This window comes from Bradyrhizobium sp. NAS96.2 (genome assembly GCF_001908235.1).
Lineage (GTDB): Bacteria > Pseudomonadota > Alphaproteobacteria > Rhizobiales > Xanthobacteraceae > Bradyrhizobium.
In genome coordinates this window covers 1-25828 of record NZ_LGHK01000016.1, presented here as the reverse complement: position 1 = coordinate 25828, position 25828 = coordinate 1, and the positions used below count along the sequence as shown (strand labels likewise).

At 62.1% G+C, this 25828-nt stretch carries 21 protein-coding genes and 1 pseudogene; 14 read left to right on the top strand and 8 right to left on the bottom strand.

The window, feature by feature from the left end:
* The first annotated feature begins 69 nt into the window (after positions 1-69).
* From upp to AC628_RS03195, 8 genes are all read left to right on the top strand, one after another.
* The gene (gene upp / locus AC628_RS03230; RefSeq protein ID WP_074125316.1) at positions 70-702 is read left to right on the top strand and encodes a uracil phosphoribosyltransferase; all 633 of its coding nucleotides are present in this window, start codon (positions 70-72) and stop codon (positions 700-702) included.
* A 411-nt stretch (positions 703-1113) separates the two neighbouring features.
* Positions 1114-2145: an ABC transporter ATP-binding protein gene (locus tag AC628_RS03225; RefSeq protein WP_074125483.1), complete on the top strand. Its 1032-nt coding sequence runs from the start codon at positions 1114-1116 to the stop codon at positions 2143-2145.
* A gap of 17 nt (positions 2146-2162) precedes the next feature.
* Complete coding sequence (locus AC628_RS03220) at positions 2163-3455, top strand: ABC transporter substrate-binding protein (RefSeq protein ID WP_074125315.1); 1293 nt, start codon at positions 2163-2165, stop codon at positions 3453-3455.
* 88 nt (positions 3456-3543) lie between these two features.
* Positions 3544-4425, top strand: a complete 882-nt coding sequence (locus tag AC628_RS03215; protein WP_050419336.1) for an ABC transporter permease — start codon at positions 3544-3546, stop codon at positions 4423-4425.
* A gap of 1 nt (position 4426) precedes the next feature.
* On the top strand, positions 4427-5305 hold the full coding sequence (locus AC628_RS03210; RefSeq protein ID WP_074125314.1) for an ABC transporter permease: 879 nt from the start codon (positions 4427-4429) through the stop codon (positions 5303-5305).
* Between the two features lie 10 nt (positions 5306-5315).
* Positions 5316-6050, top strand: a complete 735-nt coding sequence (locus AC628_RS03205) for an aspartate/glutamate racemase family protein (protein WP_074125313.1) — start codon at positions 5316-5318, stop codon at positions 6048-6050.
* Between the two features lie 93 nt (positions 6051-6143).
* A complete protein-coding gene (gene hydA / locus AC628_RS03200; protein ID WP_074125312.1) occupies positions 6144-7559 on the top strand; it encodes a dihydropyrimidinase in 1416 nt (471 codons plus the stop codon).
* A gap of 32 nt (positions 7560-7591) precedes the next feature.
* Complete coding sequence (locus AC628_RS03195; RefSeq protein WP_074125311.1) at positions 7592-8110, top strand: nucleoside deaminase; 519 nt, start codon at positions 7592-7594, stop codon at positions 8108-8110.
* An 84-nt stretch (positions 8111-8194) separates the two neighbouring features.
* Here the strand turns inward: AC628_RS03195 and AC628_RS03190 are convergent, their stop codons facing one another.
* A complete protein-coding gene (locus AC628_RS03190; protein ID WP_074125482.1) occupies positions 8195-9292 on the bottom strand; it encodes a hypothetical protein in 1098 nt (365 codons plus the stop codon).
* 555 nt (positions 9293-9847) lie between these two features.
* On the opposite strand from AC628_RS03190, the gene AC628_RS03185 reads away from it, so the two are divergent.
* The 4 genes from AC628_RS03185 (at position 9848) to AC628_RS03170 (ending at position 14556) form a co-directional block, all read left to right on the top strand.
* Positions 9848-11419 (top strand): ABC transporter ATP-binding protein, encoded by a 1572-nt coding sequence (locus AC628_RS03185; RefSeq protein WP_074125310.1) that lies wholly within the window; start codon positions 9848-9850, stop codon positions 11417-11419.
* Positions 11403-12494, top strand: coding sequence for an ABC transporter permease (locus AC628_RS03180; protein WP_074125309.1), 1092 nt, complete (start codon positions 11403-11405; stop codon positions 12492-12494). The genes AC628_RS03185 and AC628_RS03180 overlap by 17 nt, the downstream gene beginning before the upstream one ends.
* The gene (locus AC628_RS03175; RefSeq protein WP_074125308.1) at positions 12481-13398 is read left to right on the top strand and encodes an ABC transporter permease; all 918 of its coding nucleotides are present in this window, start codon (positions 12481-12483) and stop codon (positions 13396-13398) included. The genes AC628_RS03180 and AC628_RS03175 overlap by 14 nt, the downstream gene beginning before the upstream one ends.
* Before the next feature lie 78 nt (positions 13399-13476).
* Positions 13477-14556 carry a BMP family ABC transporter substrate-binding protein gene (locus tag AC628_RS03170; RefSeq protein WP_050631654.1) on the top strand — a complete coding sequence of 360 codons (1080 nt, stop codon included), beginning with the start codon at positions 13477-13479 and terminating at the stop codon, positions 14554-14556.
* A 78-nt stretch (positions 14557-14634) separates the two neighbouring features.
* Here the strand turns inward: AC628_RS03170 and AC628_RS03165 are convergent, their stop codons facing one another.
* On the bottom strand, positions 14635-15984 hold the full coding sequence (locus tag AC628_RS03165; protein ID WP_074125307.1) for an 8-oxoguanine deaminase: 1350 nt from the start codon (positions 15982-15984) through the stop codon (positions 14635-14637).
* A 134-nt stretch (positions 15985-16118) separates the two neighbouring features.
* On the opposite strand from AC628_RS03165, the gene AC628_RS03160 reads away from it, so the two are divergent.
* Both AC628_RS03160 and AC628_RS03155 read left to right on the top strand, forming a co-directional pair.
* A complete protein-coding gene (locus AC628_RS03160; RefSeq protein WP_074125306.1) occupies positions 16119-16940 on the top strand; it encodes an FAD binding domain-containing protein in 822 nt (273 codons plus the stop codon).
* A gap of 13 nt (positions 16941-16953) precedes the next feature.
* Positions 16954-19676: pseudogene (locus AC628_RS03155) on the top strand (molybdopterin-dependent oxidoreductase).
* A 53-nt stretch (positions 19677-19729) separates the two neighbouring features.
* Here AC628_RS03155 and pucL read toward each other — a convergent pair.
* The 6 genes from pucL to AC628_RS03125 form a co-directional block, all read right to left on the bottom strand.
* A complete protein-coding gene (pucL, locus tag AC628_RS03150; RefSeq protein WP_074125305.1) occupies positions 19730-20572 on the bottom strand; it encodes a factor-independent urate hydroxylase in 843 nt (280 codons plus the stop codon).
* An 84-nt stretch (positions 20573-20656) separates the two neighbouring features.
* Complete coding sequence (uraD, locus tag AC628_RS03145; protein ID WP_074125304.1) at positions 20657-21541, bottom strand: 2-oxo-4-hydroxy-4-carboxy-5-ureidoimidazoline decarboxylase; 885 nt, start codon at positions 21539-21541, stop codon at positions 20657-20659.
* A gap of 140 nt (positions 21542-21681) precedes the next feature.
* Positions 21682-21978, bottom strand: coding sequence for a hypothetical protein (locus tag AC628_RS03140; RefSeq protein WP_074125303.1), 297 nt, complete (start codon positions 21976-21978; stop codon positions 21682-21684).
* 636 nt (positions 21979-22614) lie between these two features.
* Positions 22615-23205 carry an NAD(P)H-dependent oxidoreductase gene (locus AC628_RS03135; RefSeq protein ID WP_074125302.1) on the bottom strand — a complete coding sequence of 197 codons (591 nt, stop codon included), beginning with the start codon at positions 23203-23205 and terminating at the stop codon, positions 22615-22617.
* A gap of 80 nt (positions 23206-23285) precedes the next feature.
* The gene (locus AC628_RS03130; protein ID WP_074125301.1) at positions 23286-24659 is read right to left on the bottom strand and encodes a cytosine deaminase; all 1374 of its coding nucleotides are present in this window, start codon (positions 24657-24659) and stop codon (positions 23286-23288) included.
* Between the two features lie 75 nt (positions 24660-24734).
* A complete protein-coding gene (locus tag AC628_RS03125; RefSeq protein ID WP_245321005.1) occupies positions 24735-25727 on the bottom strand; it encodes a LysR family transcriptional regulator in 993 nt (330 codons plus the stop codon).
* Positions 25728-25828: the final 101 nt, after the last annotated feature.

Genomic DNA, 25828 nt, shown 5'->3' with positions numbered 1-25828 from the left:
ACGGTCAGAAGCGGCATGGGCACGCTCCTTGCACAACATCCCACGCGCCCCCCCGGATAAAGCAATCTCATGACCAAGAGCGTAAACCTCGTCAGCCATCCCCTGGTCCAGCACAAGCTCTCGCTGATGCGCGAAAAGGACCGCTCGACCAAGGGGTTTCGCGAGCTTCTGAACGAGATCGGAATGCTGCTCTGCTATGAGGTCACCCGGGACTTGCCGTTGGAGATGGTCGACATCGATACGCCCGTCGCTGCAATGAGGGCACCGAAAATCGCTGGCAAGAAACTCACACTCGCTCCGATTTTGCGGGCGGGCGTCGGATTTCTCGACGGGATGCTGGCGCTCGTTCCCTCAGCGCGCGTAGCGCATATCGGCCTCTATCGGGATCCGGAAACACTTGAAGCCGTGGAATACTTCTTTAAGGCGCCGCAGGATGTGTCGGAGCGCATCGTGATCCTCCTGGATCCGATGCTTGCCACCGGAAACTCAGCCTGTGCTGCGGTCAGCCTGCTCAAGTCGCGAGGCGCCCGAGACATCCGGTTCGTCTGCCTGCTCGCCGCTCCCGAGGGGATCGCCCGATTTCAGGATGAGTGTCCCGACATCCCGATCTGGACGGTTGCGATCGACGAAAGACTGAACGATCACGGTTATATCGTGCCAGGCTTGGGCGATGCCGGGGACCGCATGTTCGGCACCAAGTAGGCGTATGGCATCGGCTCTGATGAAAATGCGATCAACCTGACCGATTTTGTGCGCACGCCCCATGCCCTCACATTGCTCGAGGCCAACGAAAGGATACATCAACACACAACGGCCGGCGGCGCCTTCGAACGCGGAAAGCTTCGATGGGGTCGGCATTGGCTTGCGAAAAGGCCGTTTTTGGCATCGCCTCAATCGCTTGCGTAACTAAGCCTGAGGAAGCGGGCTAAAGCGACAGCTTGACCTGCGAAATCTGGCCAGAGCGGCGCAGGCGACTACGTCGAACGGCGGAATGTGCCCAGTTTTTGGGTCCGCTGTCGCAATTTTTGGCACACCTGTTGCATCCCGTCACGCATAGCGCCCCGAGCGACAGCTCGCCCTGGGTCCTCGGTAAGACGATGCGGAATGGTGCGGATGACGACGGCAGCGCTCGAATTAGTGCAAGTGACGAAGATGTACGGCGGCGTCACCGCCGTTGACCGCATCAACCTCAAGATTCCCGCCGGCTCCTATTGTTGCCTGCTCGGACCGTCCGGCTGCGGTAAAACTTCCACACTGCGCATGGTGGCCGGTCATGAATCGGTGAGCTCAGGCGACATCCTTGTCGGGCCGAAGAATGTGACGGACTTGCCCCCTGCCGATCGAAGCACGGCGATGATGTTCCAGTCCTACGCCCTGTTCCCTCATCTTTCCGTCATCGACAATGTCGGCTTCGCCTTGAAGATGAAAGGCGTAGCCAAGGCCGTGCGCCACGCCGAGGCCGGGAAATTGCTGGAGCTCGTCGACATGCAGGATTATGCGGCAAGGCTACCGAGTCAGCTTTCGGGCGGCCAGCAGCAGCGCGTGGCGCTGGCGCGCGCGCTGATCACCTCTCCCCAAATCCTGCTGCTGGATGAGCCGCTTTCGGCGCTTGATCCGTTTTTGCGGCTGCGGATGCGGGCCGAACTGAAAAAGCTGCAGCGCGAGCTCGGGCTGACCTTCATCCATGTGACACACGGCCAGGACGAGGCGATGGCGCTGGCCGACATCGTGGTGCTGATGAACGGCGGCCGGATCGAGCAGCAAGGTTCGCCGCGTGACATCTTCAACCATCCCCGCACCGAGTTCACGGCGAAATTCATTGGCGGCCACAACATCATTGCCGTGGGCTCCGAGACCTTCGCCATACGGGTCGATCGGCTGATGCTGAAGCGACCGAACGAAGCCGTTGCCGGTCCGTCGGTCGCCGGCACCATCAGCGAGGTCGAATACCAGGGGACCTATGTCCGCGTCGTCATCGCTATCGACGGCGGACCCGAAATTTCGGCCCAGATCACCGAAACCCAATTCGACGCAGCCGACTACGCCGTCGGTGAGCGTGTTCTCGCCACGTGGGATCCGGCGCAGGCCAGCCTTCTCAACACCACCGGCTCTGTAATCGTCCGGTCGCCCGAAAAGGCGGCGTGACACCAAGGGAGATCATCATGACCAAATCTTCGAAACTCGATCGTAGCATCAGCCGTCGCGCCATGTTGAAGGGCACCGCCGGAGCGGTCGGCCTTGCGGCAGGTTCAGGCGCGATCACCGGATTTCCCTATATCCATGGGGCCGAGCCGAAAGTACTGCGCTATCTCGGGACGGCGGTGAACGAAGGCGACGAGATCTCAAAGAAATGCCTGGAGGATACCGGGATCAAGATCGAATACATCACCGCAACTACCGACGACGTGACCAAGCGCGTGATTACCCAGCCGAACTCGTTCGACGTGCTGGATACCGAATATTTCTCGCTGAGGAAGCTCGTGCCGTCGGGCAACATCTTCGCGCTGGACGCCAAGAAGATCAAGGAATTCGACAACATCACCCCGGTGTTCACCAAGGGTCAGTTGCCGAACGGCAAGAAGATCGGCGATCAGGGCACCGCGCCGTGGAAGGTGCTCTACCTCGAGGGGGCGAACTCGAAGACATTCTCCAAGACGCCGACCGAGTTCGTGACGCTGATCCCCACCGTCTACAACGCCGATACGCTCGGCATCCGGCCCGACCTGATCAAGCGACCGATTTCATCCTGGACCGAACTGCTCAACCCCGAATTCAAGGGCAAGGCGTCGATTCTCAACATTCCGTCGATTGGAATCATGGATGCCGCAATGGTGGTCGAAGCCAGCGGTCAGCACACCTATGCCGACAAGGGCAACATGACGAAGCCGGAGATTGATCTCACCATGAAGATCATGACGGAAGCCAAGAAGGCCGGCCAGTTCCGCGCGTTCTGGAAGGACTTCAATGAGTCCGTCAACCTGATGGCATCGGGTGAAACCGTCATCCAGTCGATGTGGTCGCCCGCGGTCACCAAGGTGCGCTCGATGGGAATCGCCTGCACGTTCCAACCGCTCAAGGAAGGCTATCGCTCGTGGGCATCGGGCTTCTGCGTCTCGAAGGCGGTTTCGGGACCCAAGCTCGATTGGGCCTATGAGTTCGTGAATTGGTATCTGTCGGGCTGGGCAGGCGCCTATCTCAATCGCCAGGGCTATTATTCCGCTGTGCTGTCGACCGCCAAGGCCAACATGACGGCGGACGAGTGGGGCTACTGGATGGAAGGCAAGGCCGCCGTCAACGACATCAAGGCGCCCGACGGCACCATTCTCGAGAAGGCCGGCGCCAAGCGTGACGGCGGATCCTACGACGATCGCATGGGCGCCGTCGCCTGCTGGAACGCGGTCATGGACGAGAACGATTACATGGTGCGCAAATGGAATGAATTCATCGCCGCTTGATGCAATCCAGATGACTTGAGCTGCAGGACTTGCCCAGGCCAAAGCGCATGGCAAGTCCTGCTTCGCCATCACCGCGACCGGCCTTTCAATGACGCAAGACCGCAAGACCTTCGTTGCCTGGCTGCAGGCCGCACCGATGATGCTCGTTTTCGCGCTGTTCTTTCTGCTGCCGTTGCTCTTCGTGACGATCGTCAGCGCATGGGACTACAACGAATATGAGATGATTCCGGCCTTCAGCCTGCGCGGCTACACCGATACATTCGAAGGATGCATTGCCGACCTGCCCAATCTCTGCACCATCCTGAAGACCTATCTGAACACGCTGAAATTATGCCTGCTGACCTGGGGCCTGACCCTGCTGATCGGCTTTACCGTCGCCTATTTTCTCGCGTTCCACGTCCGATCCAAGACCTGGCAGATCGTGCTCACCCTGCTTTGCACCATCCCGTTCTGGACGTCGAACGTCATCCGCATGATTGCGTGGATTCCGCTTCTTGGCCGGAACGGATTGGTCAACAGGGGCCTTGAGGGCGCAGGTTTGATCAAGCAGCCGCTGGAGTGGCTGCTGTTCTCCGAGTTTTCGGTCGTGCTCGCCCTCGTTCACCTCTTCACGTTCTTCATGGTGGTGCCGATCTTCAATTCGATGATCCGCATCGACAAGCGCTTGATCGAAGCCGCCTATGATGCCGGCGCCAGCGGATGGCAGACGCTGGTGAACGTCATCATTCCGCTGACCAAACCCGGTATCGTCATCGGCTCGATCTTCGTGATCACGATCGTGATGGGAGATTTCGTCACGATAGGCGTGATGGGCGGCCAGCAGATTGCGTCCGCCGGGAAGATCATCGAGTCGCGGCTGAATGCGTTGCAGTTTCCGGCGGCGGCAGCCAACGCGGTCATCCTGCTCGGCGTCACGATCCTGATCATTTCGGCGCTGACCCGGATCGTCGATATCCGTAAGGAGCTGTGAGATGAGCGAGAGGCGGCCGAGGTCCTTTTACCTTCTCGCTGCGTTCTTCAGCGCCTATGTCCTGTTCCTCTATGGACCAATGTTCGCGATCTACATCCTGTCGTTCCAAGGCCCCGATGGTGGTCTGACCTTCCCCATGAACGGCGTGTCGCTGGTGTGGTTCGGCAAGGTGTTCTCGGGTTCGGGCATCGTAGACATCGGGGCAGCATTCAAGCGATCGCTTCAGCTCGGCCTCGTGGTCATGGTGTTGACGGTCGTTCTTTCCGTTTCGGCCGGCCTCGCCTTCCGCAGATCGTTCCGCGGTGCGACCTTGCTGTTTTATGTTGCGATCGCAAGCCTGATCATGCCCTCGATCATCACCTCGCTCGGCATCGCCCTGGAATTCCGCCTGCTTGACGATTTCATCATCAAGAGCGGCGCTGCGAATTGGACGACGGCGATGGGGCTTTTCACGTCCGGCCTCGGCGCGCATCTGACCTGGACCCTGCCCTTCGGCCTGTTGATCATGTTTGCGATCTTCAACAGGTTCGATGGCCGTCTTGAAGAGGCGGCGCGCGACCTCGGCGCAACGCCTTGGCAAACATTTCGCCATGTCGTGCTACCTATCATCCTGCCGTCCGTCGTGGGTATCGGCCTGTTCGGATTTACCTTGTCCTGGGACGAACTCGCGCGATCGAGCCAGACCATCGGCTCGGTCAACACGCTGCCGCTCGATTTGCAGGGTCTGACAACCACCGTGACAAAGCCGGACATCTATGCGCTGGGAACACTGACGAGCGCGGTATCCTTTCTTGTGATTTTCTCGGCGCTGGTCGTCATTCTCGTGCTTCAGGCCCGGCAGCGACGCCATGGATCGGACGCCGGCAAGGGAATGGTGTAGAATCAGCTTCATGCGCATCCTGATCGTCAACCCGAACACCACGGCCGCGATGACGGAGAAGATCGGCCGGGCCGGCCGCGCCGTTGCCGCCCCGGGAACCGAGATCATCGCCGTCAATCCAGCGGATGGGCCGGTTTCCATCGAGGGCTATTATGACGAGGCATTCTCGGTGCCCGGGCTGCTGGCCGAAATCGCCAAGGGCGACGCAACAGGTGTATCCGCTCACGTCATTGCCTGTTTCGATGATACCGGCCTCGAAGCGGCGCGCTGCGTCTCGCAGGCTCCCGTTATCGGTATCGGCGAGGCGGCGTTTCATTTGGCCGCGATGCTCGGCCATCGCTTCACGGTCGTGACTACGCTCTCCCGGTCGATTGCGGCCATCGAGAACAATCTCTTGAAGTACGGACTGGCCAGCCGGTGCGCCAAGGTGCGCGCGTGCGAAGTGCCTGTTCTGTCACTCGATGATCCCACGTCCGATGCGGCCGCGCAGATCAGCGCCGAAATCGAACGATCGAAGCAGGAGGACCACGCCGAAGTGGTCGTGCTCGGATGCGCCGGCATGGCCGATTTGGCTGCGCGGCTCTCGGAAGACCACGGGCTGCCGGTGATCGATGGCGTCGCGAGTGCGGTCAAGCTGGCGGAAGCGTTCGGAACCCTGGGCCTCAGGACATCCAAGATTGGGGCTTATGCGCAGCCGCGACCAAAGCCGTATCTCGGATCTTTCGCACCATGCGAACCCCGTTAGCGCCCCTTCTGCGATCCATGGCGACGGTCCGACGAACCAAGACTATACTATCTGAGGGCAAGCGAAGCCGGCAGATTCGACCGAGAATGCTACATGACGTTCGACACCATCATTCGCGGCGGCACTGTGGCGACAGCCTCCGACACCTTCCGGAGCGACGTCGGGATCTCGGCCGGACGGATCACTACCCTCGGGCTTGATCTCGGCGCCGCACGGCAGGTTATCGATGCCACCGATCGCCTGGTGTTGCCGGGCGGCATCGACAGCCATGTCCATATCTCGCAGCCGAATGCCCCCGGCATCGTGATGGCCGATAATTTCGAAAGCGGCACGCGCGCCGCCGCGTTTGGCGGCAACACCATGGTGCTGCCATTCTGCCTGCAGGAACGCGGACAGAGCCTGCGCCAAGCGGTGCGCGACTATCACGCCAAGGCCGACGGCAATTGCTACGTCGACGTTAGCTTCCATCTCATCATCTCCGATCCGACCGAGCAGGTGCTCGGCCAGGACCTGCCGGCGCTGATCAAGGACGGCTACACCTCGTTCAAGGTGTTCATGACCTATGAGGACCTCGCGCTCAGCGATCGCCAGATCCTGGAAGTGATGTCGGTGGCGCGCGAGACCGGTGCGCTGGTGATGGTGCACGCGGAAAACTTCGATGCGATCCGCTTCCTCACCGACCGCCTGGAACGAGCCGGCAAGACCGCGCCGCATTTCCACGGCACGTCGCGCCCGATCCCGGTCGAGCGCGAGGCCACCCACCGTGCGATTGCGCTTGCCGAGCTGATCGACGTTCCCGTCATGATCGTCCACGTCTCCAACCGCGAAGCGATGGAGGAGATTCGCCGCGCCCAGCAGCGCGGGCTGAAGGTGTTCGGCGAGACTTGTCCGCAGTATCTGGTGCTGACCGAGAAGGACATGGAGGGCCTCAACATGGAGGGCGCCAAATATGTCTGCAGCCCCCCGCCGCGCGATGCCGCAAGTCAGGTCGCCTGCTGGGAAGGTCTCCTGCATGGCGTGTTCAGCGTGTTCTCCTCCGACCACTGCCCGTTCCGCTATGACGAGAGCGGCAAGCTCGCGCCGAGGGGGCGCACCAGCTTCCGCTGGGTGCCGAACGGCATTCCCGGCATCGAGACACGGCTGCCGATCCTGTTTTCCGAAGGCGTTTCCAAGGGACGCATCGATCTCAACCGCTTCGTCGCGCTGTCGGCGACCAACCACGCCAAGACCTACGGCCTATATCCGCGCAAGGGTACGATCGCGGTTGGCTCGGACGCGGATATCGCGATCTGGGATCCGAAGCGCGAGGTCACGATCAGCCAGCAGATCCTGCATCACGGCGCCGACTACACGCCGTATGAGGGACTCCGTGTCACCGGCTGGCCGATGACCACGCTGGTACGTGGCGAGGTGATCGTGTCGGATGGCGCGCTAGCCGGCAGCAAGGATCACGGCCAGCATCTGGCGCGGGACATCTCGTCATTTGCGCCGCCGTCGCGTCCGGAGTGAGTTTGAGATGGTGGGCGCAGGGACATAAATTCATGGTTGACATCGCGGCATTGAGCCAGGAGCAAGCCGACGAGCATTTTCTGCGACGGTCTTTCGATGTGGCGCGCCGGGCGCTCACCCATGGCAACCATCCCTTCGGCGCAATTCTGGTCGACCACGACAGGCGGGTGCTGCTTGAAGTCGAAAATGGCTTCATGCCGCCACGCGACGGCACGGCGCATGCCGAGCGGTTGCTGGCAACACAGGCCTGCGTGACCCTTCCCGCCAGCGTCTTGCGCCAAGCAACGCTTTATTCTTCTGCGGAACCTTGCGCCATGTGTGCGGGCGCAATCTATTGGGCAGGCATCGGCCGGGTCGTCTATGGCCTGAGTGAGCATGCATTGCGCGAACTCACCGGCGACCACCCCGAGAATCCAACGCTCAACCTCCCTTGCCGCGAGGTATTCGGCAGCGGACAGCGCCCGACCGAAATCGTCGGACCCCTGCTTGAGACGGAGGCCGCGGCACTCCATCAAGACGTCTGGCAACGCAACCGAACCAGCGAAGCTTAACTCCCTTGCCCGGCAACAGAAAAATGGCGCCGCGGGGAGCATCGCGGCGCCATCAGTGCCACCCGGAGGAACGGTCCAGGTGGATCAGAACTTCACGCTGATGCCGGAATAGAGCGATTCCTCGGTGCAGGAATTATTGCTGACGCCGGCAGCGACGTTACAGACGACGCTTTTGGCGTGGTCGAGGCCGAACTTGTTCTGCCAATAGCGATAGGCCACCCAGACGTCGACGAAGTGTGAGTATTTCGGCCCCCAGAACGCCTTGCTCGCGTCGAAGGTCAGGCGGATCGGCTCGGAGTTGAGCTCGACCGCCGTACTGACATTGGTGACCGGATTGAAGGCCATCGGCTCGTTCTCGGTGCCCTTCTTGCCGTACCAGCCGGCGCGGCCGCTGATCGAGAAATACTGCATGTTCTCGGGCAGGAAGCCGAGATCCATGTAGTAGTTCACTTCGACGGCCCATGTCGGTTTGAATTTGGTGTTGCCGTCGCTGATGCAAGTCACGCCCGGTACGCCCGCGCCGAACAGACCGCACTGGTCGAACGCATTGTGGTTGAAGTACTCGTAGTACATCAGCGGGGACACGTTGATGTAGCCCTTGTAGGGAAGATTAAATTCGAACTGGAGACCGGCAACGACGTCACGCTTGGCCGGCGCGAGGAAGTTGTTTTCCGTGTTGGCGTCCATACCGACTTCGAACGAGATGTTGTTCAGCGGCCCCATGCTGAACGCCTTCGTGTTGAAGATCTGATTCCAGCCGAAGGTCGACCGGAACAGGCCGTAGATCTCGGTCGCGCCGGCGCAGGTGGCCGGAGCTCCGGTGATGGTCACGCCGACATTCGAGCACGGCGACGCCGGGTCGTTGTGATCCGACTTGTACATCGAGATTGTGAAGAAGTTCTGGCCATAGGCCCAGATGTCGAAGTGCGTGAAGGAGTAGACCTGCTTTGCGGTCTTTCCGTTGATGCTCCCGTCGGGACGAACGGAGAAGACGCCGGGATCGGTACCGGAGAAGATGTACGAATAGGTCACGCGGTCGTCGATGACCAGAAAGAACGGCAGGTCGGCGGCCGGCTTGGGCGCCTTGACCGGCAGATCGGCGGCACTTGCAAGGTTAGTGGCGGCCGGTATCAGCCCAAGCGATAGCACGGCGGCTGACAAGGTTCGGCGGAAATTGAACATCGTGAAGACCCCCAAAGTGAAGCATCAGGAATTCAGGCTTCAATGAGAGCCTTGCGCAGCTTGGGGGCGGACAGGAAGCCTGAAGTTTTTTCAGCTGCTGATGCGAGTTTGATCAACAACCTCTGCGAGTTGGTCCGGTTTGATCGGATCTGGCGAGCCAAAATTTTGCTTCGACTGAATTCAGAACTTTTCAAATTATGCCCATCATTGTTCGGCTTCCGCGACATTTCCGCGCAACGCACGGAGCGCCGTCGACACGCGAAAAAGCCAGACAAAACCGCGTCATCGCGCTCTGCTCAAATTTCCGCCATCGATGCCTACCCCTGTGCGAATTGGGTCGACAGTCACAATTCTGCAACAGCGAAATTCGGGTGCATGGCCGGCCAACGGCCAAGTCGCGCTGCGCCACGCACCGCGGACGTCCCCGTGGATTTACGGAAAAGCTCAACTATGCCGAAGGCTTGAGCAGCCGGTGGCGCTTTTTCGCTACTTACGCATGCAGGAAAACTGGCTCACTATTGCCGCTCCCTCTCCTCATGAACGCGATATCCACGGATGCGAGACACGACATCGGCCGCGCCGCACACGAGTGCCACGCCGCTCTTGCAGACGGTCGGCCTGACCAAGCGATACGGGTCGTTTCTCGCCAACGACAAGATCGATCTCGACGTCTGGCCGCAGCAGATCCACGCACTGCTCGGCGAGAACGGCGCAGGCAAGTCCACCCTCGTCAAGGCCATCTACGGTCTGGTGCAACCCAGCGAGGGCGAACTGCGCTGGGAGGGCCAGACCATGGTGCTGTCGGGTCCGTCGCAGGCTCGCGCCCGCGGCATCGGGATGGTGTTTCAGCACTTCTCGCTGTTCGACAACCTCACCGTTGCCGAGAACGTGGCACTCGGCCTCGATGGCAAGGAATCGTTCAAGGAGATGTCCGCGCGGCTTCAGCAGGTATCCCGCAGCTATGGGCTTCCGCTCGATCCCAAGCGCGAGGTCTGGCAGCTTTCGGTGGGCGAACGTCAACGCATCGAGATCGTACGCGCATTGATGCAGAATCCCAAATTTCTCATCCTGGACGAGCCGACCGCGGTGCTGACGCCGCAGGAAGCCGACCAACTGTTCGTCGTGCTCGAGCGCCTCAAGAGCGAAGGGCGTGCAATTCTCTACATCAGCCATAAGCTCGAAGAGGTGAAGAGGCTGTGCGACACTGCAACTATCCTGCGCGGCGGCAGGAAGGTCTCGACTTGCAATCCCAAAGCGGAGACCGCCGCCTCGCTGGCGCGCATGATGGTCGGCACCGAAATCAAGGAAGTGAAGCCGGCGGCAAGCCGCGAGATCACCGTGCCGCGGCTGGTCATCAACGATCTCAACCTAGAGCCCGACGATGCGCATGGCGTGCACCTCAAGGGCATCTCATTGGAGCTCAGAGGTGGTGAAATCTTGGGCATTGCGGGCGTGGCCGGGAACGGACAGGACGAGTTGTTTGCGGCATTGTCGGGCGAGCGGCTCGCCCGCGACCCCGGCACGATCGTGATCGAGGGAATCGCGGCCGGACATCTCTCGATCAGCCGGCGGCGCAAGCTTGGAGCAGCCTTTGTGCCCGAAGAACGTCTCGGTCACGGGACCGCGCCGCGCATGAGGCTTTCGGAGAATGCTCTGCTGACCGGACACGCCGCCGGCAACATGGTGCAGCACGGTTTCGTCAACACGGCGGCGACGCTGAATGCCGTCGACCGAGCGACGGAGACTTTCGACGTGCGCAAGGCAAAGCGTGATCCGGAAGCTGCGAGCCTGTCAGGCGGCAACCTTCAGAAATTCATCGTCGGCCGCGAGATCCTGCGCAATCCGGCCGTGCTTGTCGTCAGCCAGCCGACCTGGGGCGTCGATGCCGGCGCGGCTGCCGTGATCCGACAGGCCTTGCTCGATCTTGCGGCCGGCGGCGCTGCAGTGCTGGTGACGAGCCAGGATCTCGATGAACTCATCGAAATCTCCGATCGAATTGCCGTGATGTTTCACGGCCACCTGTCCGCATCGCTGCCAACGGCGGAGGCCAGCCGCGAGAAACTCGGCCTGTTGATGGGGGGCAGCAGCCTCGAGACAAAGGAGCAGGCGCATGCAGCTGATACTTGAGAAGCGCGCCGAGCGATCGAAGATCGTCGCGCTGGTCTCCCCGCTGATCGCGATCGGCCTCACGATCGTCACCATGACCATCCTGTTCATGGTCCTCGGCAAGAATCCGATCTCAGCGCTCTACGTCTATTTCATCGTACCACTTACCGACGGCTACTCGCTGCAGGAGATCGCCGTGAAGGCGACCCCCCTGGTGATGATCGCGATCGGCCTGTCGCTTTGCTACCTCGCCAATGCCTGGAACATCGGCGCCGAGGGCCAGTTCCTGATGGGGGCGGTCGCGGGAAGCTGGATTGCGGTGAAAACGCAGGGGACCGAGGCCGGCCATTGGGTGCTGCCGGCGATGCTGCTGCTCGGCGCCATCGCCGGCGCGCTCTACGCCCTGATCCCCGCTATCTGCAAGGTCAGGTTCGGCGCCAGCGAGATCCTGACCTCGCTGATGCTGGTCTACGTGGCCGACCTGCTGCTCGACTATCTGGTCCGCGGACCCTGGCGCGATCCGCAAGGCTTCAACTTCCCGACCACCGCCGAGTTCGACCCGGTCGCCACGGTGCCGACGCTGATCGAAGGCGGCCGACTGCATCTCGGCTCCATCCTCGCGCTGATCGTGGTGGCCGCAGGTGCCGTGCTGCTTGGCAAGACCATCAAGGGGTTCGAGATCCGCGTGGTGGGCGCAGCGCCCCGCGCGGCCCGTTTCGGCGGCTTCAACGCCAATCAACTCATCCTGCTGACGTTTGCGATCTCGGGCGCGCTTGCGGGGCTCGCCGGGATCATCGAGGTCGCGGGCCCGGTCGGCCATCTCCAGCCGGGCATCTCGCCCGGCTACGGCTTCACGGCGATCATCGTTGCTTTCCTCGGCCGCCTGAATCCGATTGGAATATTAATTGCAGGGCTGTTTCTCGCACTCACCTTCATAGGCGGCGAGCAGGCGCAGATCACCATGAAAATCCCTTTGGACGTCACCAAGGTTTTCCAGGGAATCCTGCTGTTCTACGTGCTCGCCTGCGACTCCCTCATTCTCTATCGCTTCCGCATCGTTTCCTCGTCTCCGCAGGTGGCGCGTGGAGCTCATTGAAGCCATCATCCTGTCGGTGCTTGCGGCATCGACACCCCTATTGCTGGCAGCGACCGGTGAACTGGTGGCCGAGCGCTCGGGCGTGCTCAATCTCGGCGTCGAGGGCATGATGATCGTCGGCGCCGCGTGCGGCTTCGGCGGGGCATGGCTGACCGGCTCGATCATCATCGGCGCGCTCTGTGGAATGCTTGCCGGCGTGCTGATGTCGCTGCTGTTCGCCGCGATGGCGCTCGGGCTTGCGGTCAATCAGGTCGCCACCGGTCTGGCGCTGACCATCTTCGGCGTCGGCTTGTCGGGCCTGATCGGCGCACGCTTCGTCGGCGAACGGATTACACCGGCGCCGCATCTCCAGATCCCCTTCGTCACCGACATTCCGCTGATCGGGCGTATCCTGTTCGGCGAGGATGCGTTCGTCTACCTGTCGCTGGCGCTGGTCGCGGCGGTATGGTGGTTCCTGTACCGGACGCGGGCCGGGTTGATCCTGCGTGCCTGCGGCGACAACCATGTCTCGGCGCACGCGCTGGGCTATCCGGTGCTGAAGATCCGGATGTATGCCGTGATGTTCGGCGGCGCCTGCGCCGGACTCGCCGGCGCCTACCTGCCGCTCGCCTACACGCCATTCTTCATTCCGGGCATGACCGCCGGCCGCGGCTGGATTGCACTCGCGCTGACGGTCTTTGCTTCCTGGCTGCCGGGCCGGCTGGTGATCGGAGCCTATCTGTTCGGCGCGGTGACGATCCTGCAATTGCACGCCCAGGGTGCCGGCATCGGTATTCCCTCTCAGTTCATGTCATCCCTGCCCTATCTCGCAACCGTGATCGTCCTGGTGCTGCTGTCGCGCGCGCGGACCGGCGGTTCAACCGCGCCAGCGGCGCTCGGCACCGTGTTCGTGCCTGATCGATGACATTCGTTTCCGGGCGAGCGCGATGGGGCGCGCCATCCCGGACCATGGTTCACCCCGCTGTTGTTGGAGGACATCACGATGAGAAAGAACTTGCTTGCAGCCGCCGCGACGCTTCTGTTGGCAGGAGGCCTGACGAGCAGCGCCATTGCCGCCGAGAAGCTGAAGGTCGGATTCATCTATCTCGGACCGGTCGGCGATCTCGGCTGGACCTATCAACACGAACTTGCCCGACAGGCGGTCGTGAAGGAGTTTGGCGACAAGATCGAAACCACCTTTCTCGAAAACGTCCCCGAGGGCCCCGACGCCGAACGCGCCGTCGAGCAGCTCGTCCGCGCCGGCAACACGCTGATCTTCACCACCTCCTTCGGCTACATGGATCCCACTTTGAAGGTGGCGAAGAAGTATCCCAACGTGCATTTCGAGCACTGCTCCGGCTATAAGCGCGACAAGAACATGGCAACCTACTCGGCGCGCTGGTACCAGGGCCGCTACATCCAGGGAGAAATCGCAGCCAAAATGTCTAAGGCGGGCGTGCTCGGCTACATCGGCTCGTTCCCGATTCCCGAAGTCGTCTCGGGCATCAACGCGACGATGATCGGCGCGCAGACCGTCAATCCCAATATCAAGGTCAAGATCATCTGGGTGAACTCGTGGTTCGATCCCGGCAAGGAGGCCGACGCCGCCAAGGCGCTGCTCGATCAGGGCGCCGACATCATCATGCAGCATACCGACTCGCCCGCAGCGATGCAGATTGCAAGCGAGCGCGGCAAGTTTGCATTCGGCCAGGATTCCGAAATGATCAAATTCGGCCCCAAGGCCCAGCTCACCTCGATCCTTGACACCTGGGCGCCGTATTACATCGAGCGCGTCAAGGCGCAGCTCGACGGCAGCTGGAAGTCCGCGGATACCTGGGGAGGCCTCGAGACCAAGATGTTCGAGATGGCGCCCTACACCAACATGCCGGATGACGTGAAGAAATTGGCTGAAGATACCCAGGCTGCCATCGCGGCCGGCAAGCTGCATCCGTTCAAGTGTCCGGTTGTCGGGCAAGACGGCAAGGAAGTCGAATGCAAGGGCGGCGATCATCTGGATGATGGCCAGATCCTCAGCATGAATTTCTACGTCAAGGGCATCGACGACAAGCTTCCCGGCAAATGAGCGATCGCCCGCACAACAAGTGCCCTCCCTCCGGGGAGGGCATCTTTGACGATTGTACCTCCCGGGCTCGCCCGAAACCTAACCGGCGTGCATGGCCCGCGCGGTCGCGCTGTGGCGGCGGATCAGATCGGCGACGTCGAGACCCGGGATCGCTCCGTCGATGACCGTCCAGCGGCCACCGACCATGACGCGATCAGCGCGGTGCGCGCCACACAGGACGAGTGCGGCAAGAGGGTCACCGTGACCGGAGAAGCGCAGTTCGTCCGGCTTGAACAGTGCGAGATCAGCCGCCTTGCCGACCGCGATCTCACCCAGTTCGGGCCGCCCGACGCAAGCCGCGGAGCCCCTGGTTGCCCATCGCAGCGCATCGATGTGACTGACGCGATTGACGCCGTACCGCGCCCGCTGCAACAGGAACGCCGCGCGCACTTCCTGCATCAGATTCGATCCGTCGTTGGAGGCGGAACCGTCGACGCCAAGCCCGATTCCGACGCCGACCTCCTCCATCTCGCAGACCGGGCAGCAGCCCGACGCCAAGACCTGGTTGCTGCATGCGCAATGGCTGATCGTCGTCCCTGCCCTGCCAAGCCGCACCATCTCGCCTGCATTGAAGTGAACGCCGTGGGCAAGCCAGGTGCGCGAATTGAGCCAGCCGCATTGTTCGAGATAGTCCAGCGGACGACAGCGATACATCTCCTCGCAGAATCTGTTCTCGTCCTCGGTCTCGGCGAGATGAGTGTGCAGGCGAACCTCGAGCCTGTCGGCAAGCTCCGCCGTCTTGCGCATCAACGACGTCGTCACCGAGAACGGCGAGCATGGCGCCAGCGCGATCTGTACCATGGCATCCTCGCCGCGCTGGTGATACCGGGAGACGACGCGTTCGCTGTCGGCCAGGATGGTGTCCTCGTCCTGCACCACGCTGTCGGGCGGCAAGCCGCCATCGCGCTGCGACAGGTTCATCGAGCCGCGCGTGAGCAGCACGCGCATGCCGAGTTGCCTGGCCACCTCGACCTCGATGTCGATGGCGTCCTCCAGCCCCGCGGGAAACACATAGTGATGATCGGTTGTCGTGGTGCAGCCCGAGAGCAGCAATTCCGACATCGCCACCTTGACGCCAAGTTGCAGCGAGCCCGGCGTCAGTCGTGCCCACACCGGATAGAGCGCCTGAAGCCAGGGAAACAGCTCGCGATCGAGGGCGGCAGGCAGGGCACGCGTCAGGGTCTGGTAGAAATGGTGATGGGTGTTGATCAGGCCCGGCAGAACGACATGCGCACCGGCGTCAAAGACAACCGCGTTGGAGGCCTCGGCTTCGCGGCCGCGACCGACCAGTTCGACGATCTTGCCATCCCGGACCACAACGCCGCGTTCGGCCCCATCGGCCAGGATGGAGAGTGGATCCTTGATCCAGATTGGTTGCGTTTGAGCCATGATCCCAACATCATACCCGACTGCCGGGCAAAGCCCAGAGATGCAAGGATCGGCCCACAATTGGCGTCAGTCTTGCAAGACTGCCTCCAAGGATCATCCGAGGGACACAACCCGGAGAAAGCGCTGACATCGCAATGGACCTGAACACGATCAGAGAGATCGCGCGCCCACACACCCGCGCGCAATTGCCCGTTTGGACAGCAGGCGATGCATGGCTTGCGGGCGGAACATGGCTGTTTTCCGAACCGCAAGTTCATTTGAACCGCCTGATCGACCTGACCGATCTGAAGTGGCCTGCCTTGATCGTAAGTGACAACCACCTCCGCATCGCGGCGACCTGCACTGTGGCGCAACTCGACGCTCTCGCCTGCGCGCCCGATTGGATCGCGGCCCCGCTGATCGGCCAGTGCTGCCGTGCCTTCCTCGCGTCCTTCAAGATATGGAAGACGGCGACCGTCGGCGGCAATATCTGCATGTCGCTGCCGGCGGGGCCGATGATCTCACTGGCCTCGGCGCTCGATGGCGTCTGCACGATCTGGCGCGCAGACGGCAGTGAATATCAAATTCCAGTGGCGGATTTCGTCGTCGGCAACCGGAGAAATCTGCTGGCCAGCGGCGATCTCTTGCGGCAGATCGATATTCCCCTGACCGCGTTACGGCGACGCTCGGTCTTCCGCCAGATCTCGCTGACGCCGGTCGGCCGCTCGGCCGCACTTCTGATCGGAACTCTGGATGGCGACGGCGCACTGTCCCTGACCGTCACCGCCTCGACCGTACGGCCGATCAAGCTCTCCTTTGCGGATTTGCCCGGGCGAGAGGCGCTGCGCAGCGCCATCCTTCAGCAGATCCCGGAAGCGGTGTACCATGCCGACGTTCATGGCAGACCGATGTGGCGCAGGCATATGACCTTGCGCCTGGCCGAGGAGATCCGCAGCGAACTCGCCATCGACCCATGAGCTTCGGCATCACATGAGCATCGAGATCAACGGCAGAACATTTGCGGAGACGCCCGGCCCGGGCCAATGCTTGCGCACGTTTCTGCGAGAGCTCGGACACTTCGGGGTCAAGAAGGGCTGCGACGCCGGTGATTGCGGCGCGTGCACTGTCCTGCTGGATGGCGAGCCGGTCCATAGTTGCGTGATCCCGGCATTCCGCGCCGAAGGACGCGCCGTCACGACAATCGAGGGCCTCGGGTCCGAAGGCGGGACGCATCCTCTGCAACAGGCGTTCCTGGATGCCCAGGGATTTCAATGCGGCTTCTGCACCGCGGGCATGATCCTGACCTGCGCCTCGCTCAACCAGGCACAGCGGCAGGAGCTCGGCGTAGCGCTGAAAGGCAACATCTGCCGCTGCACCGGCTATCGCTCGATCCAGGATGCGATGGATGGAAAGTCGAATATCGAGGACGCCGCCGCCGGTGGCGCCTTCGGGCGCAGCCTCCCCGCACCGGCCGGGCCGCTCGTGGTACGGGGTGCGGCTCCCTACACGTTCGATATCGCGCTTGACCGGTTGCTGCACATCAAGCTGCTGCGCTCGCCGCATCCGCATGCGAGGATCATCGGGATCGACAAGGCTGCGGCGCTGGCGGTGCCAGGCGTACATGCCGTCCTGACGCATGAGGACGCACCCAAAATCCTGTTTTCGACCGCGCGGCACGAAAAGGATTGGATGGACCCGGACGACACCCGCGTGCTTGACGACACGGTGCGTTTCATAGGGCAGAAGGTCGCGGCTGTGGTGGCCGAAACCGAGGCAGCGGCCGAGGAAGGTTGCCGCCGGCTCAAGGTCGATTACGACATCTTACCGGCGGCGACGGACCCGGCGCTGGCGATCGCGCCGGGTGCGCCGGTGATCCACGGCGGCAAAACCGCCGAAATCCATCGTGTCAGCGACGCAGCCCGCAATGTCGTCGCCGAAAAGCACGGCGAATTCGGCGACGTCGCCAGCGCGCTTGCAAGTTCGGCCGCTATCTATGAAGGCACGTTCACCACTCAGCGGGTCCAGCACGCCGCCCTGGAAACCCACGGCGGACTTGCCTGGATCGATGCCGGTGGTCTGCTGAATGTCCGCTCCAGCACGCAGGTGCCTTTCCTGATCCGAAGATCGCTGGCGCAGATTTTCGATCGCCCGCTCGACCAGATACGGGTGTTCTGCGATCGCGTCGGTGGAGGATTCGGCGGCAAGCAGGAAATGTTCGTTGAGGACATTCTGGCGCTCGCCGCGATTGCAACCGGCCGGCCGGTCAAGCTCGAATTCACCCGCGAGGAACAATTCATCGCGACGTCGACCCGGCATCCAATGCGCGTCACCGTCAAGGCCGGCGCCGACAAACAGGGCATGCTGACCGCATTGCAACTCGACGTGCTCTCCGATACCGGAGCTTACGGCAACCATGCCGGACCGGTGCTGTTCCACGCCGTCAGCGAATGCATCAGCGTCTATAACTGTCCGAACAAGAAGGTCGACGCGGTCGCGGCCTATACCAACACGGTGCCGGCGGGCGCCTTCCGCGGCTATGGCTTGCCGCAGACACTGTTTGCCGTCGAGGCCGCCATCGACGAATTGGCAAGACAACTCGGCATCGACCCGTTCGAGATCCGCCGACGCAATATCGTGAAGCCCGGCGATGCCATGCTGTCGCCGCCGCCATCGCAATACCATGACGTGTTCTACGGCTCCTACGGGCTCGACCAATGCCTCGATCTGGTCGAGCGCGCAATGTCCACGGCACGCCCCGACTACGGGCTTTCCGATGACTGGCTGGTCGGTGACGGCGTCGCGCTCACCATGATCGACACCGTGCCGCCAGCCGGGCATCTCTCCGATTCGACGATCACGCTCCGCGACGACGGCGGGTTCGAGCTGACGGTGGGGACCGCCGAATTCGGCAACGGCACCAGCACCGTGCATCGACAGATCGCCGCGACGGCGCTGGCAACGACCGTCGATCGCATCAGCCTGCGGCAGTCCGACACCGCGCTGGGGGGCCACGACACCGGGGCCTATGGCAGCGCGGGCACCTTCGTGGCCGGCCGCGCCACGCAAGCGGCGGCGGAGCAACTTGCCGATGGCATCAAGCTTTGGCTGCGGAGCTGAGCAACGCCGCCGCCTCGTCATGCATCGTCGAGAATGAGACCGCGATCTGCGGGAGCGAACGCCGGTCGTTCTCAGAACTTGCATCGGCCGCAAGGACAAAGGGACGCGTGCTGCAAGCCAGCGGCAATTCGGCCGGCACGCCGCGCTCGGTCGCCTTCAATGTGCAGGGCTTTCGGGTCGCCGTGAACAAGGGTACGGGAGAGGTCCGCATCCTGAAGAGCGTACAGGCCGCCGATGCTGGCCGCGTCGCCAATCCAATGCAATGCCGCGGCCAGATCGAGGGCGGCGTCGCGCAATCACTCGGCGCCGCGCTTTATGAGGAGTTGCTCATCGACGATAGCGGCAGGGTGATCAATCCGGCGTTCCGCGACTACCATCTGCCGTCGTTCGCCGATGTACCGCGCACCGAGGTCTATTTCGCCGAGACGTCGGATGCAATCGGCCCGATGGGCGCGAAATCGATGAGCGAGAGCCCCTACAACCCCGTCACCGCAGCGCTCGGCAACGCCATCGCCGACGCCACCGGCATCCGCTTTACCAGCACCCCCTTCAAGCCGGACCGGTTGTTCCCGGCCCTGCATGAAAAGTTCGGCTGAAATCCGCGAGGGGCCGCACGAAAGCAACCCGTCCAATGAAACCAATGCCTCGCCTAGCCCCTGGCCACGGTGCATTCGATCTGGCCGTGCGGCTCATCAGTGGGCAGAAAGACCTGGTTGTCGTTGTCGAGCCCGAAGGCCGATAGATTCATCAGGATGAAGTGCATGTTTGGACAGGCCATGCTGATGTCGGAAATCTCCGGCACCGCCGCGAGCGCCGCCTCGCCCATCCGGTAGAGGCTGTCCTGCACGCTCCAGCTATAGGTCGTGGCAAACACCTCGAGCATCGTATCGAGAATCCTGGCATTGGTCGCGGGGTAGCTCGCCGGCCTGCCCGACCATTTCCAGGTTGCCACCATGCTGGTCGCGCACAGCCGATCGTTGGTTGGCGGAATCGTCGTATAGCGGTCCCTGACGTAATTCTCCCAGCCGGACTGCGTCGACTTCATGAAGGCAAAATTGTCGACGCCGGACGACATCGTCATGGGCCCGCCCCGCTTCACCGCGACCTCCACCGTCGGCCTGCCATTGCCGTCGAGCACGAAGCTGTGCGGATGCGGCTTCCCATCGAAGCTCAGCCGGCTCCATTTGGTCTCGCGCGAGGTGATCGACACCGAGGAGATCTGCGGATAGGTATCGAGATATCTCTGCGCCAGAACCTGACAGAAGTCTTCCGGACTCAGCCCGGTATTTTCCCGCGCCACGACATTGACGATGTTCTTGATCGTGTCGGTCGACACCGTCGAGGAATTGTCGGCGTGGGTGAAGGTGCGGGCGAAATCGCCCTCGAGCATGGCCTTGATGCTGAGCTGGCTGACCTCGTGCCGGTCGCCGTCGCGATGAATCCGCATCACACGGACGCGGCCCTTACCGTATCGGTTTTTGATCAGCGGCACATCTTGTCTCCAACGGGGCTGGCGATCGTACGGATGCTACCTCGGGTTCCGGATAGAGAGCAATGTTCGTGCCAGAGGTGGGCATCAGCTTCCGCGATACGTCGCGTAGCTCCACGGCGTCACAAGGAGCGGCACGTGCAAATGACCTTCCGGCTCACTCACGGCGAAGCGCAGCGTGATGCGATCGAGAAAAGGAGGATCCGCCAACGGCACGCCGCGCGCGGCGAAATAGTCGCCGATGCTGAACGTGAGCTCGTATTTGCCGACCGGCACGGGACGTCCGCCAATCAGCGGCGCATCCGTTCGACCATCTCGATTGGTCGTCGCACTTGTCACCACCCGGCTGACGCCGAGTTCGGCCAATTCAACCAATTCGAGAGCGACGCCCGCGGCCGGCCTGCCGCTATTGGTGTCGAGCACGTGTGTTGTCAGCCGGCCGGAAACGGCTAGGCGATCGGTGCTCGTCACCGACTGGTCCAGTCGCAGCGCGGCAATCCGGCAGATTTCATCGACCGAGGTCTGTGTTTCAGTCGCGAGATCGTTCGGCAAACGCCGCGCGAAGTCGCGCAAGATCGAGTCCTTGGTGTGCCGGCGCACACAGACGATGTAGGGGAAGCCGAATTTCGAACGATAGGCCGTGTTGACGCGCTCGAACGCTTCATACTCCGCATCCGACAGGCGATCGAGACCGACACTGTTCTGCTCGGCGCTGGATTCCACGGTCAGCCCCGCAGCACGCTGCGTCTTGTCGGCGAGGTCGGGGTGTGCCTTGATGAGCGCCATCCGCAAGTCGGCCGGCGCTTGATCGACAGCCTCTCGCATCGCGGCAAACAGGTCACCGATGCCGGCGAATGGCCGCTTGGCCGCCGCCCGTTCTGCGATCCATGGTGAATGTTCAAAGATATTTGCGAGCGCCGCGACGAAAGTATCACGGCTGCAAGCGTTCAATTCGGCAAGCGGCTTGGACATCAACGATCCAATTCTGACGGCATGCTCGGTGCGGGATTTCTCACCAGCCGGAATCCATCGAAACTCTCCAAGATGCACCCGGGACGCAGATAGATATCGGACGCAAAGACTGTTCTATCCGGGACGCGTGGCAGGCCCTGCTATCGGCGATCATAAGACCATCCGAACACGCCGCTCCGGCGTACCTCGGGTTCCGCGGCTGGGGCCGCCGCCGGCGCCTCCACCCGCGGCGCCGTCGAAGCAGCCGCAGTGGACGGAACCGGCAGGTTGTCGCATTTCAGCGAATAGACCAATTCGCCCTTCTCGGTGCGGCCGATCGGAGCGCAATCGTCAACCACCGGCGCAGCCGGCCTTGCCGAGGGTTTGACGGTCGCTGGCTTGGTCTGAGCCCAGACCGGCGATACCAGCAGCAGGAGGATGGGCAGAACCTTTTTCATGGGCAGCTCTCGAACACTTGTGCATTCAAACGGATCGAACCGGCAAAGTCCACGATAACACCGCTGATAGGTGCCGATTATTTAGCCGTGACTAAGGAATTTGCTCGCCACTTTGTGAATCCACCCGCCGTCGCAACCAACGCATGCGGGCACCACCTAAACCGGTAACGACGCCATTCGCGGACAAGGCGCATCGGCGTCGACGCAACTATCGACAACGGGAGACAGGACATTGCCCAGGACATTCCTGACCGCGATCGGCGCGGTCCTCATCAGCACGACTTTGGTTCAGCATGCGACGGCAGCGCAACGCCATCACGCGAGGGCGGACCGGGCTGCAACGACCCAGACCTCGGGGCGCAACCTCGACTCCTACGCGGCTTGGCCGCGCGCCACATCTGAAGGATACGGAGGCGCCGCGCCAAGCTATTATCGCGGTGGCTACTCGGCCCCAGCCGGGCACTGACGGGACTTGCTCTCAACCCGACCTGATTTGCGACCTCGATCCGTCATCTTCGCGGTCACCCGTAAGCCGACGTTTAGCCAGCTTGGGACCGAGCAGGCTTGTGCGGCTCCTACGGATGGATGGGTTCATGCTCTCGCGACGCTTAGGAGCAATCCGATTTTTAATGTGCCTTAAGGACCGAGCCGCTTTAGCGCCCGCGTCACCCGACCGATGAAAGCGACGCGCCGGGCCTCCGAAGCAACATTCAGATGATAAAGCGCGTGATAGTCCACGCGCGCCTTGCCACCGGTAAACCAGCGCAGATAACGCTTGACGATCCTGCGCGGTGGATCGCTCATCCACAGCGCCATAAAGCGTGGCCGGCCGTAGGTGACGATGCCGATGATGCACGTGATGTTGTCGAGCATCGGCCTGACCTTGGCCGGATCGCTGATGTCGAAGGCAACGCCGGGCATGATCATGCGGTCGAGGAATCCCTTGAGCATCGCTGGCATGCCGAAGCACCAGGTGGGAAACTGTACCACCAGTACCTCGGCACGCTTCAGCCTCGCGATGTAGTTTTCCAGCCCGGCCTGATTCCGCGACATATCGTGATAGTGTCGCCGCGCATCTTCCGACAATACGGGATCAAACCTCTCGGCATAGAGGTCGAGCAGATCGACCTCATGCCCGGCTGCCTGCAAGGCCCCCAGCGCCCTTGCGCGAATGCCGGCGTGGAAGCTCTCAGGCAATGGATGGCAATAGACGTAGAGGATTCGCATGGGCTTAAGCGATCAATGCCTGGCCCGGCCTCGGGGCCGCGCCGTCGGCAGAAGCTGGTGGATGAGCATGGATGAACTCTCTATTCCGCCGCAGCCGTCCTGCCTGGCAAATCGTCATCTGGCCAAAGCTCCGAATAATCGGGCGGCTTCGCGGTAATCCGCCTGCCACCCTCGAGGACAACGCGGTCGGCCTGCGGCCGGCTGACGATCTCGTTGAGGCTGCGCGCGTTGAACACGATGAGCCGCGCCGGCGCGCCCTCGCCGATCGATCCATGCCCCTCCAGTTTCGCGATGCGCGACGGCGTGCTCGCAACCAGCGACGGCGCCTCAGAAAGCGGATGATCGAAATGCAGGATACGCACGGCCTGCCGGAACGTGTCGACCATGTCGTGATCCCCGTATGCGTAGAAGCTGTCGCGGCAATTGTCGCCGGCAGCAGCCACGCGGATTCCACGCTTGATCATCTCGTGCACCACCGTGACGCCTCGCCAACGCGGTGTTCGGCCGCTGCACCTGTCCTGGAGATACATATTGACCGTCGGCAGCGTCACGATGGATATGTCCGCTTCAGCCAGCAGGTCGAGCGTCCGGTCGATCTCGCTGTCGCCCTGCATCGCAAGGCTGCAGCAATGGCCACAGACGACACGGCCCTTGTAGCCGTGCCGGAGCGCCGAGCGTGCGATGAAGGGCAGCGTCGCGGCGGCCGGGTCGTCCGTTTCGTCGACGTGGAGGTCGATATCGAGGTCATGGCGGGCGGCCAATGCGAACAGCCGATCGAGCTGTCGATCGATGTCGGCCTGCGGAGCGCCATGCATGCCGATCGCCGGACGCGTGACGCCGCCAAGCAGCCCTCCCGATTCCTTCACGATTTCGGCGACGCGGTCACCGAAGGAATCCATCAAGAGTTCGATCGGGCAGAGCGAGACCGCCTGCAGATCCACCCTGCCGGCCCATTCCTCGCGCATCTCGCGCAACACCGGCCAGCTTCGCTCGGCGCTGTCATGATAGGTGTCGATATGCGTGCGGATTGCCGATACGCCGTGCGCGTGGGCGCAGCGCAGGCCAAAACCCATGCGCCGCCGCAAATCGGGCGCCGTCCAGTTCGGACGGTCGGCGGCCGCGGCGAGCCGCGCGTTGTTGAAGGTTCCGTCGATATTCGGGTTGCGCTCGATCGAATGGCCTTTGTCGAGATGCGTGTGAACGTCGATCAGCGTCGGCCAAATCTGGCGGCCGCCGAGATCGACGCGCGCGATGGCATCGTCATGAGTATCCTGCGCGGGCATGACACGCGCGATCTTGCCGTGCTCGACCAGCACGTCGACGCGTACGACACCTTCATGATCGCTGTCCGCCGACTTTGCGGAATTTGCCAGCAGGCAACCCGGAATGCGCGCATTGGCAAGCCAATAGCGCGGCGCGTCGGACCAGACAATCTCGGCGAAATGAATTGTCATAAGGCGTATTCAAACCTGTCAGGGGAACGTAGCAAGCATCAATTTGTGTCCGCGGCGATGCCTATTCGTCATCATTCATGTCCGTTGCAAGCCCGGCATGGCAATGCGCATCTCCTCGAGCAGGACACTCGGAAATGCATCAAGCGTGCCACGGGCGCGCACCGCGAGCTTTATCGTGATCGGATCGACCCTGAGATCCTGGAACGGGATAAAGACAAGATCGCCGCGCGCGATGTCGACGCCGATATCCACTGGGTTGAGGAAGGTGACGGCATTGCCCTCGCGCACGATCCGCATCATAAACGCAATGGAATTGCTCTCGATGGTCGGATGCAAGGGGATGCCGGCGCGCGTGAAGGCGAGTTCGACCACGGGACGGATGGTCATGGACGCATCGCCCAACACCAGCGGGAATTCGAGACAATCGGCGAGCCAGGCCGGCTTGCGACGCGTCAACGGATGTCCCGGCGCGACCACCGCACCCAGGTGCAAGTCGTGGCTTGCCACGACGCGCAGGCCCGGCCCCGCGGCGAAATTATAGCCCAGCGCGATATCGGCCTCGCCGGTGAGCACTGCGTTCGGAATCTGATCGAGCGTCAGGACGCGCAGTCGAATATGCATGCGCGGATGCGCGCCCATCACCCCGGCGAGGAACCTGGGCAACGGACCGCCGGCGAGGCCGTTCATCGTCGCGATCGTCGCCTCGCCGCGCTGAAGACCCTTGAGCGCTTCGATCTGCGCCGCGACACGCTGGCTCGATTTCAGCGTCTCCCGGACATGCATGATCAGGATCTCGCCGGCGGAGGTCAGGCGGAGGCGGCGCGGCATGCGCTCGAAAATCGGTGCGCCCAATTCCGCCTCGAGCGCCAGGATCTGCCGGTTGATGGCGGAAGACGCCACGTTCAGCCGCGCCGCCGCCTTACGGATCGATCCGAGCCGCGCCACCTCGTCCAGATAGGTCAGGATTCGGGCATGCAGCATTGGGAACCGGCCTCCAGCCATTTGATAATTCAATGCGTTGAATCGGCGATGATGAGCCGCTGCCTGGTGTGAAAGCTCGTCGCCCAAGAACTAGCCATCGATGCCGTAAAAGCATCACAACGCACTAAAATTGATGCTTTCTCATCATTCGCATTTGCTGACATCCTTGCCAAGCCTGATCACACCCA

Coding starts and splice junctions, on each gene's coding strand:
- AC628_RS03205 (WP_074125313.1), top strand. CDS start 5,316: ATGCGCATCCTGATCGTCAACCCGAACACCACGGCCGCGATGACGGAG.
- AC628_RS03190 (WP_074125482.1), bottom strand. CDS start 9,292: ATGTTCAATTTCCGCCGAACCTTGTCAGCCGCCGTGCTATCGCTTGGG.
- AC628_RS03135 (WP_074125302.1), bottom strand. CDS start 23,205: ATGCGAATCCTCTACGTCTATTGCCATCCATTGCCTGAGAGCTTCCAC.
- AC628_RS03170 (WP_050631654.1), top strand. CDS start 13,477: ATGAGAAAGAACTTGCTTGCAGCCGCCGCGACGCTTCTGTTGGCAGGA.
- AC628_RS03210 (WP_074125314.1), top strand. CDS start 4,427: ATGAGCGAGAGGCGGCCGAGGTCCTTTTACCTTCTCGCTGCGTTCTTC.
- AC628_RS03225 (WP_074125483.1), top strand. CDS start 1,114: ATGACGACGGCAGCGCTCGAATTAGTGCAAGTGACGAAGATGTACGGC.
- hydA (WP_074125312.1), top strand. CDS start 6,144: ATGACGTTCGACACCATCATTCGCGGCGGCACTGTGGCGACAGCCTCC.
- upp (WP_074125316.1), top strand. CDS start 70: ATGACCAAGAGCGTAAACCTCGTCAGCCATCCCCTGGTCCAGCACAAG.
- AC628_RS03160 (WP_074125306.1), top strand. CDS start 16,119: ATGGACCTGAACACGATCAGAGAGATCGCGCGCCCACACACCCGCGCG.
- uraD (WP_074125304.1), bottom strand. CDS start 21,541: ATGTCCAAGCCGCTTGCCGAATTGAACGCTTGCAGCCGTGATACTTTC.
- AC628_RS03215 (WP_050419336.1), top strand. CDS start 3,544: ATGACGCAAGACCGCAAGACCTTCGTTGCCTGGCTGCAGGCCGCACCG.
- AC628_RS03140 (WP_074125303.1), bottom strand. CDS start 21,978: ATGAAAAAGGTTCTGCCCATCCTCCTGCTGCTGGTATCGCCGGTCTGG.
- AC628_RS03165 (WP_074125307.1), bottom strand. CDS start 15,984: ATGGCTCAAACGCAACCAATCTGGATCAAGGATCCACTCTCCATCCTG.
- AC628_RS03180 (WP_074125309.1), top strand. CDS start 11,403: ATGCAGCTGATACTTGAGAAGCGCGCCGAGCGATCGAAGATCGTCGCG.
- AC628_RS03220 (WP_074125315.1), top strand. CDS start 2,163: ATGACCAAATCTTCGAAACTCGATCGTAGCATCAGCCGTCGCGCCATG.
- AC628_RS03195 (WP_074125311.1), top strand. CDS start 7,592: ATGGTTGACATCGCGGCATTGAGCCAGGAGCAAGCCGACGAGCATTTT.
- AC628_RS03130 (WP_074125301.1), bottom strand. CDS start 24,659: ATGACAATTCATTTCGCCGAGATTGTCTGGTCCGACGCGCCGCGCTAT.
- AC628_RS03185 (WP_074125310.1), top strand. CDS start 9,848: ATGCGAGACACGACATCGGCCGCGCCGCACACGAGTGCCACGCCGCTC.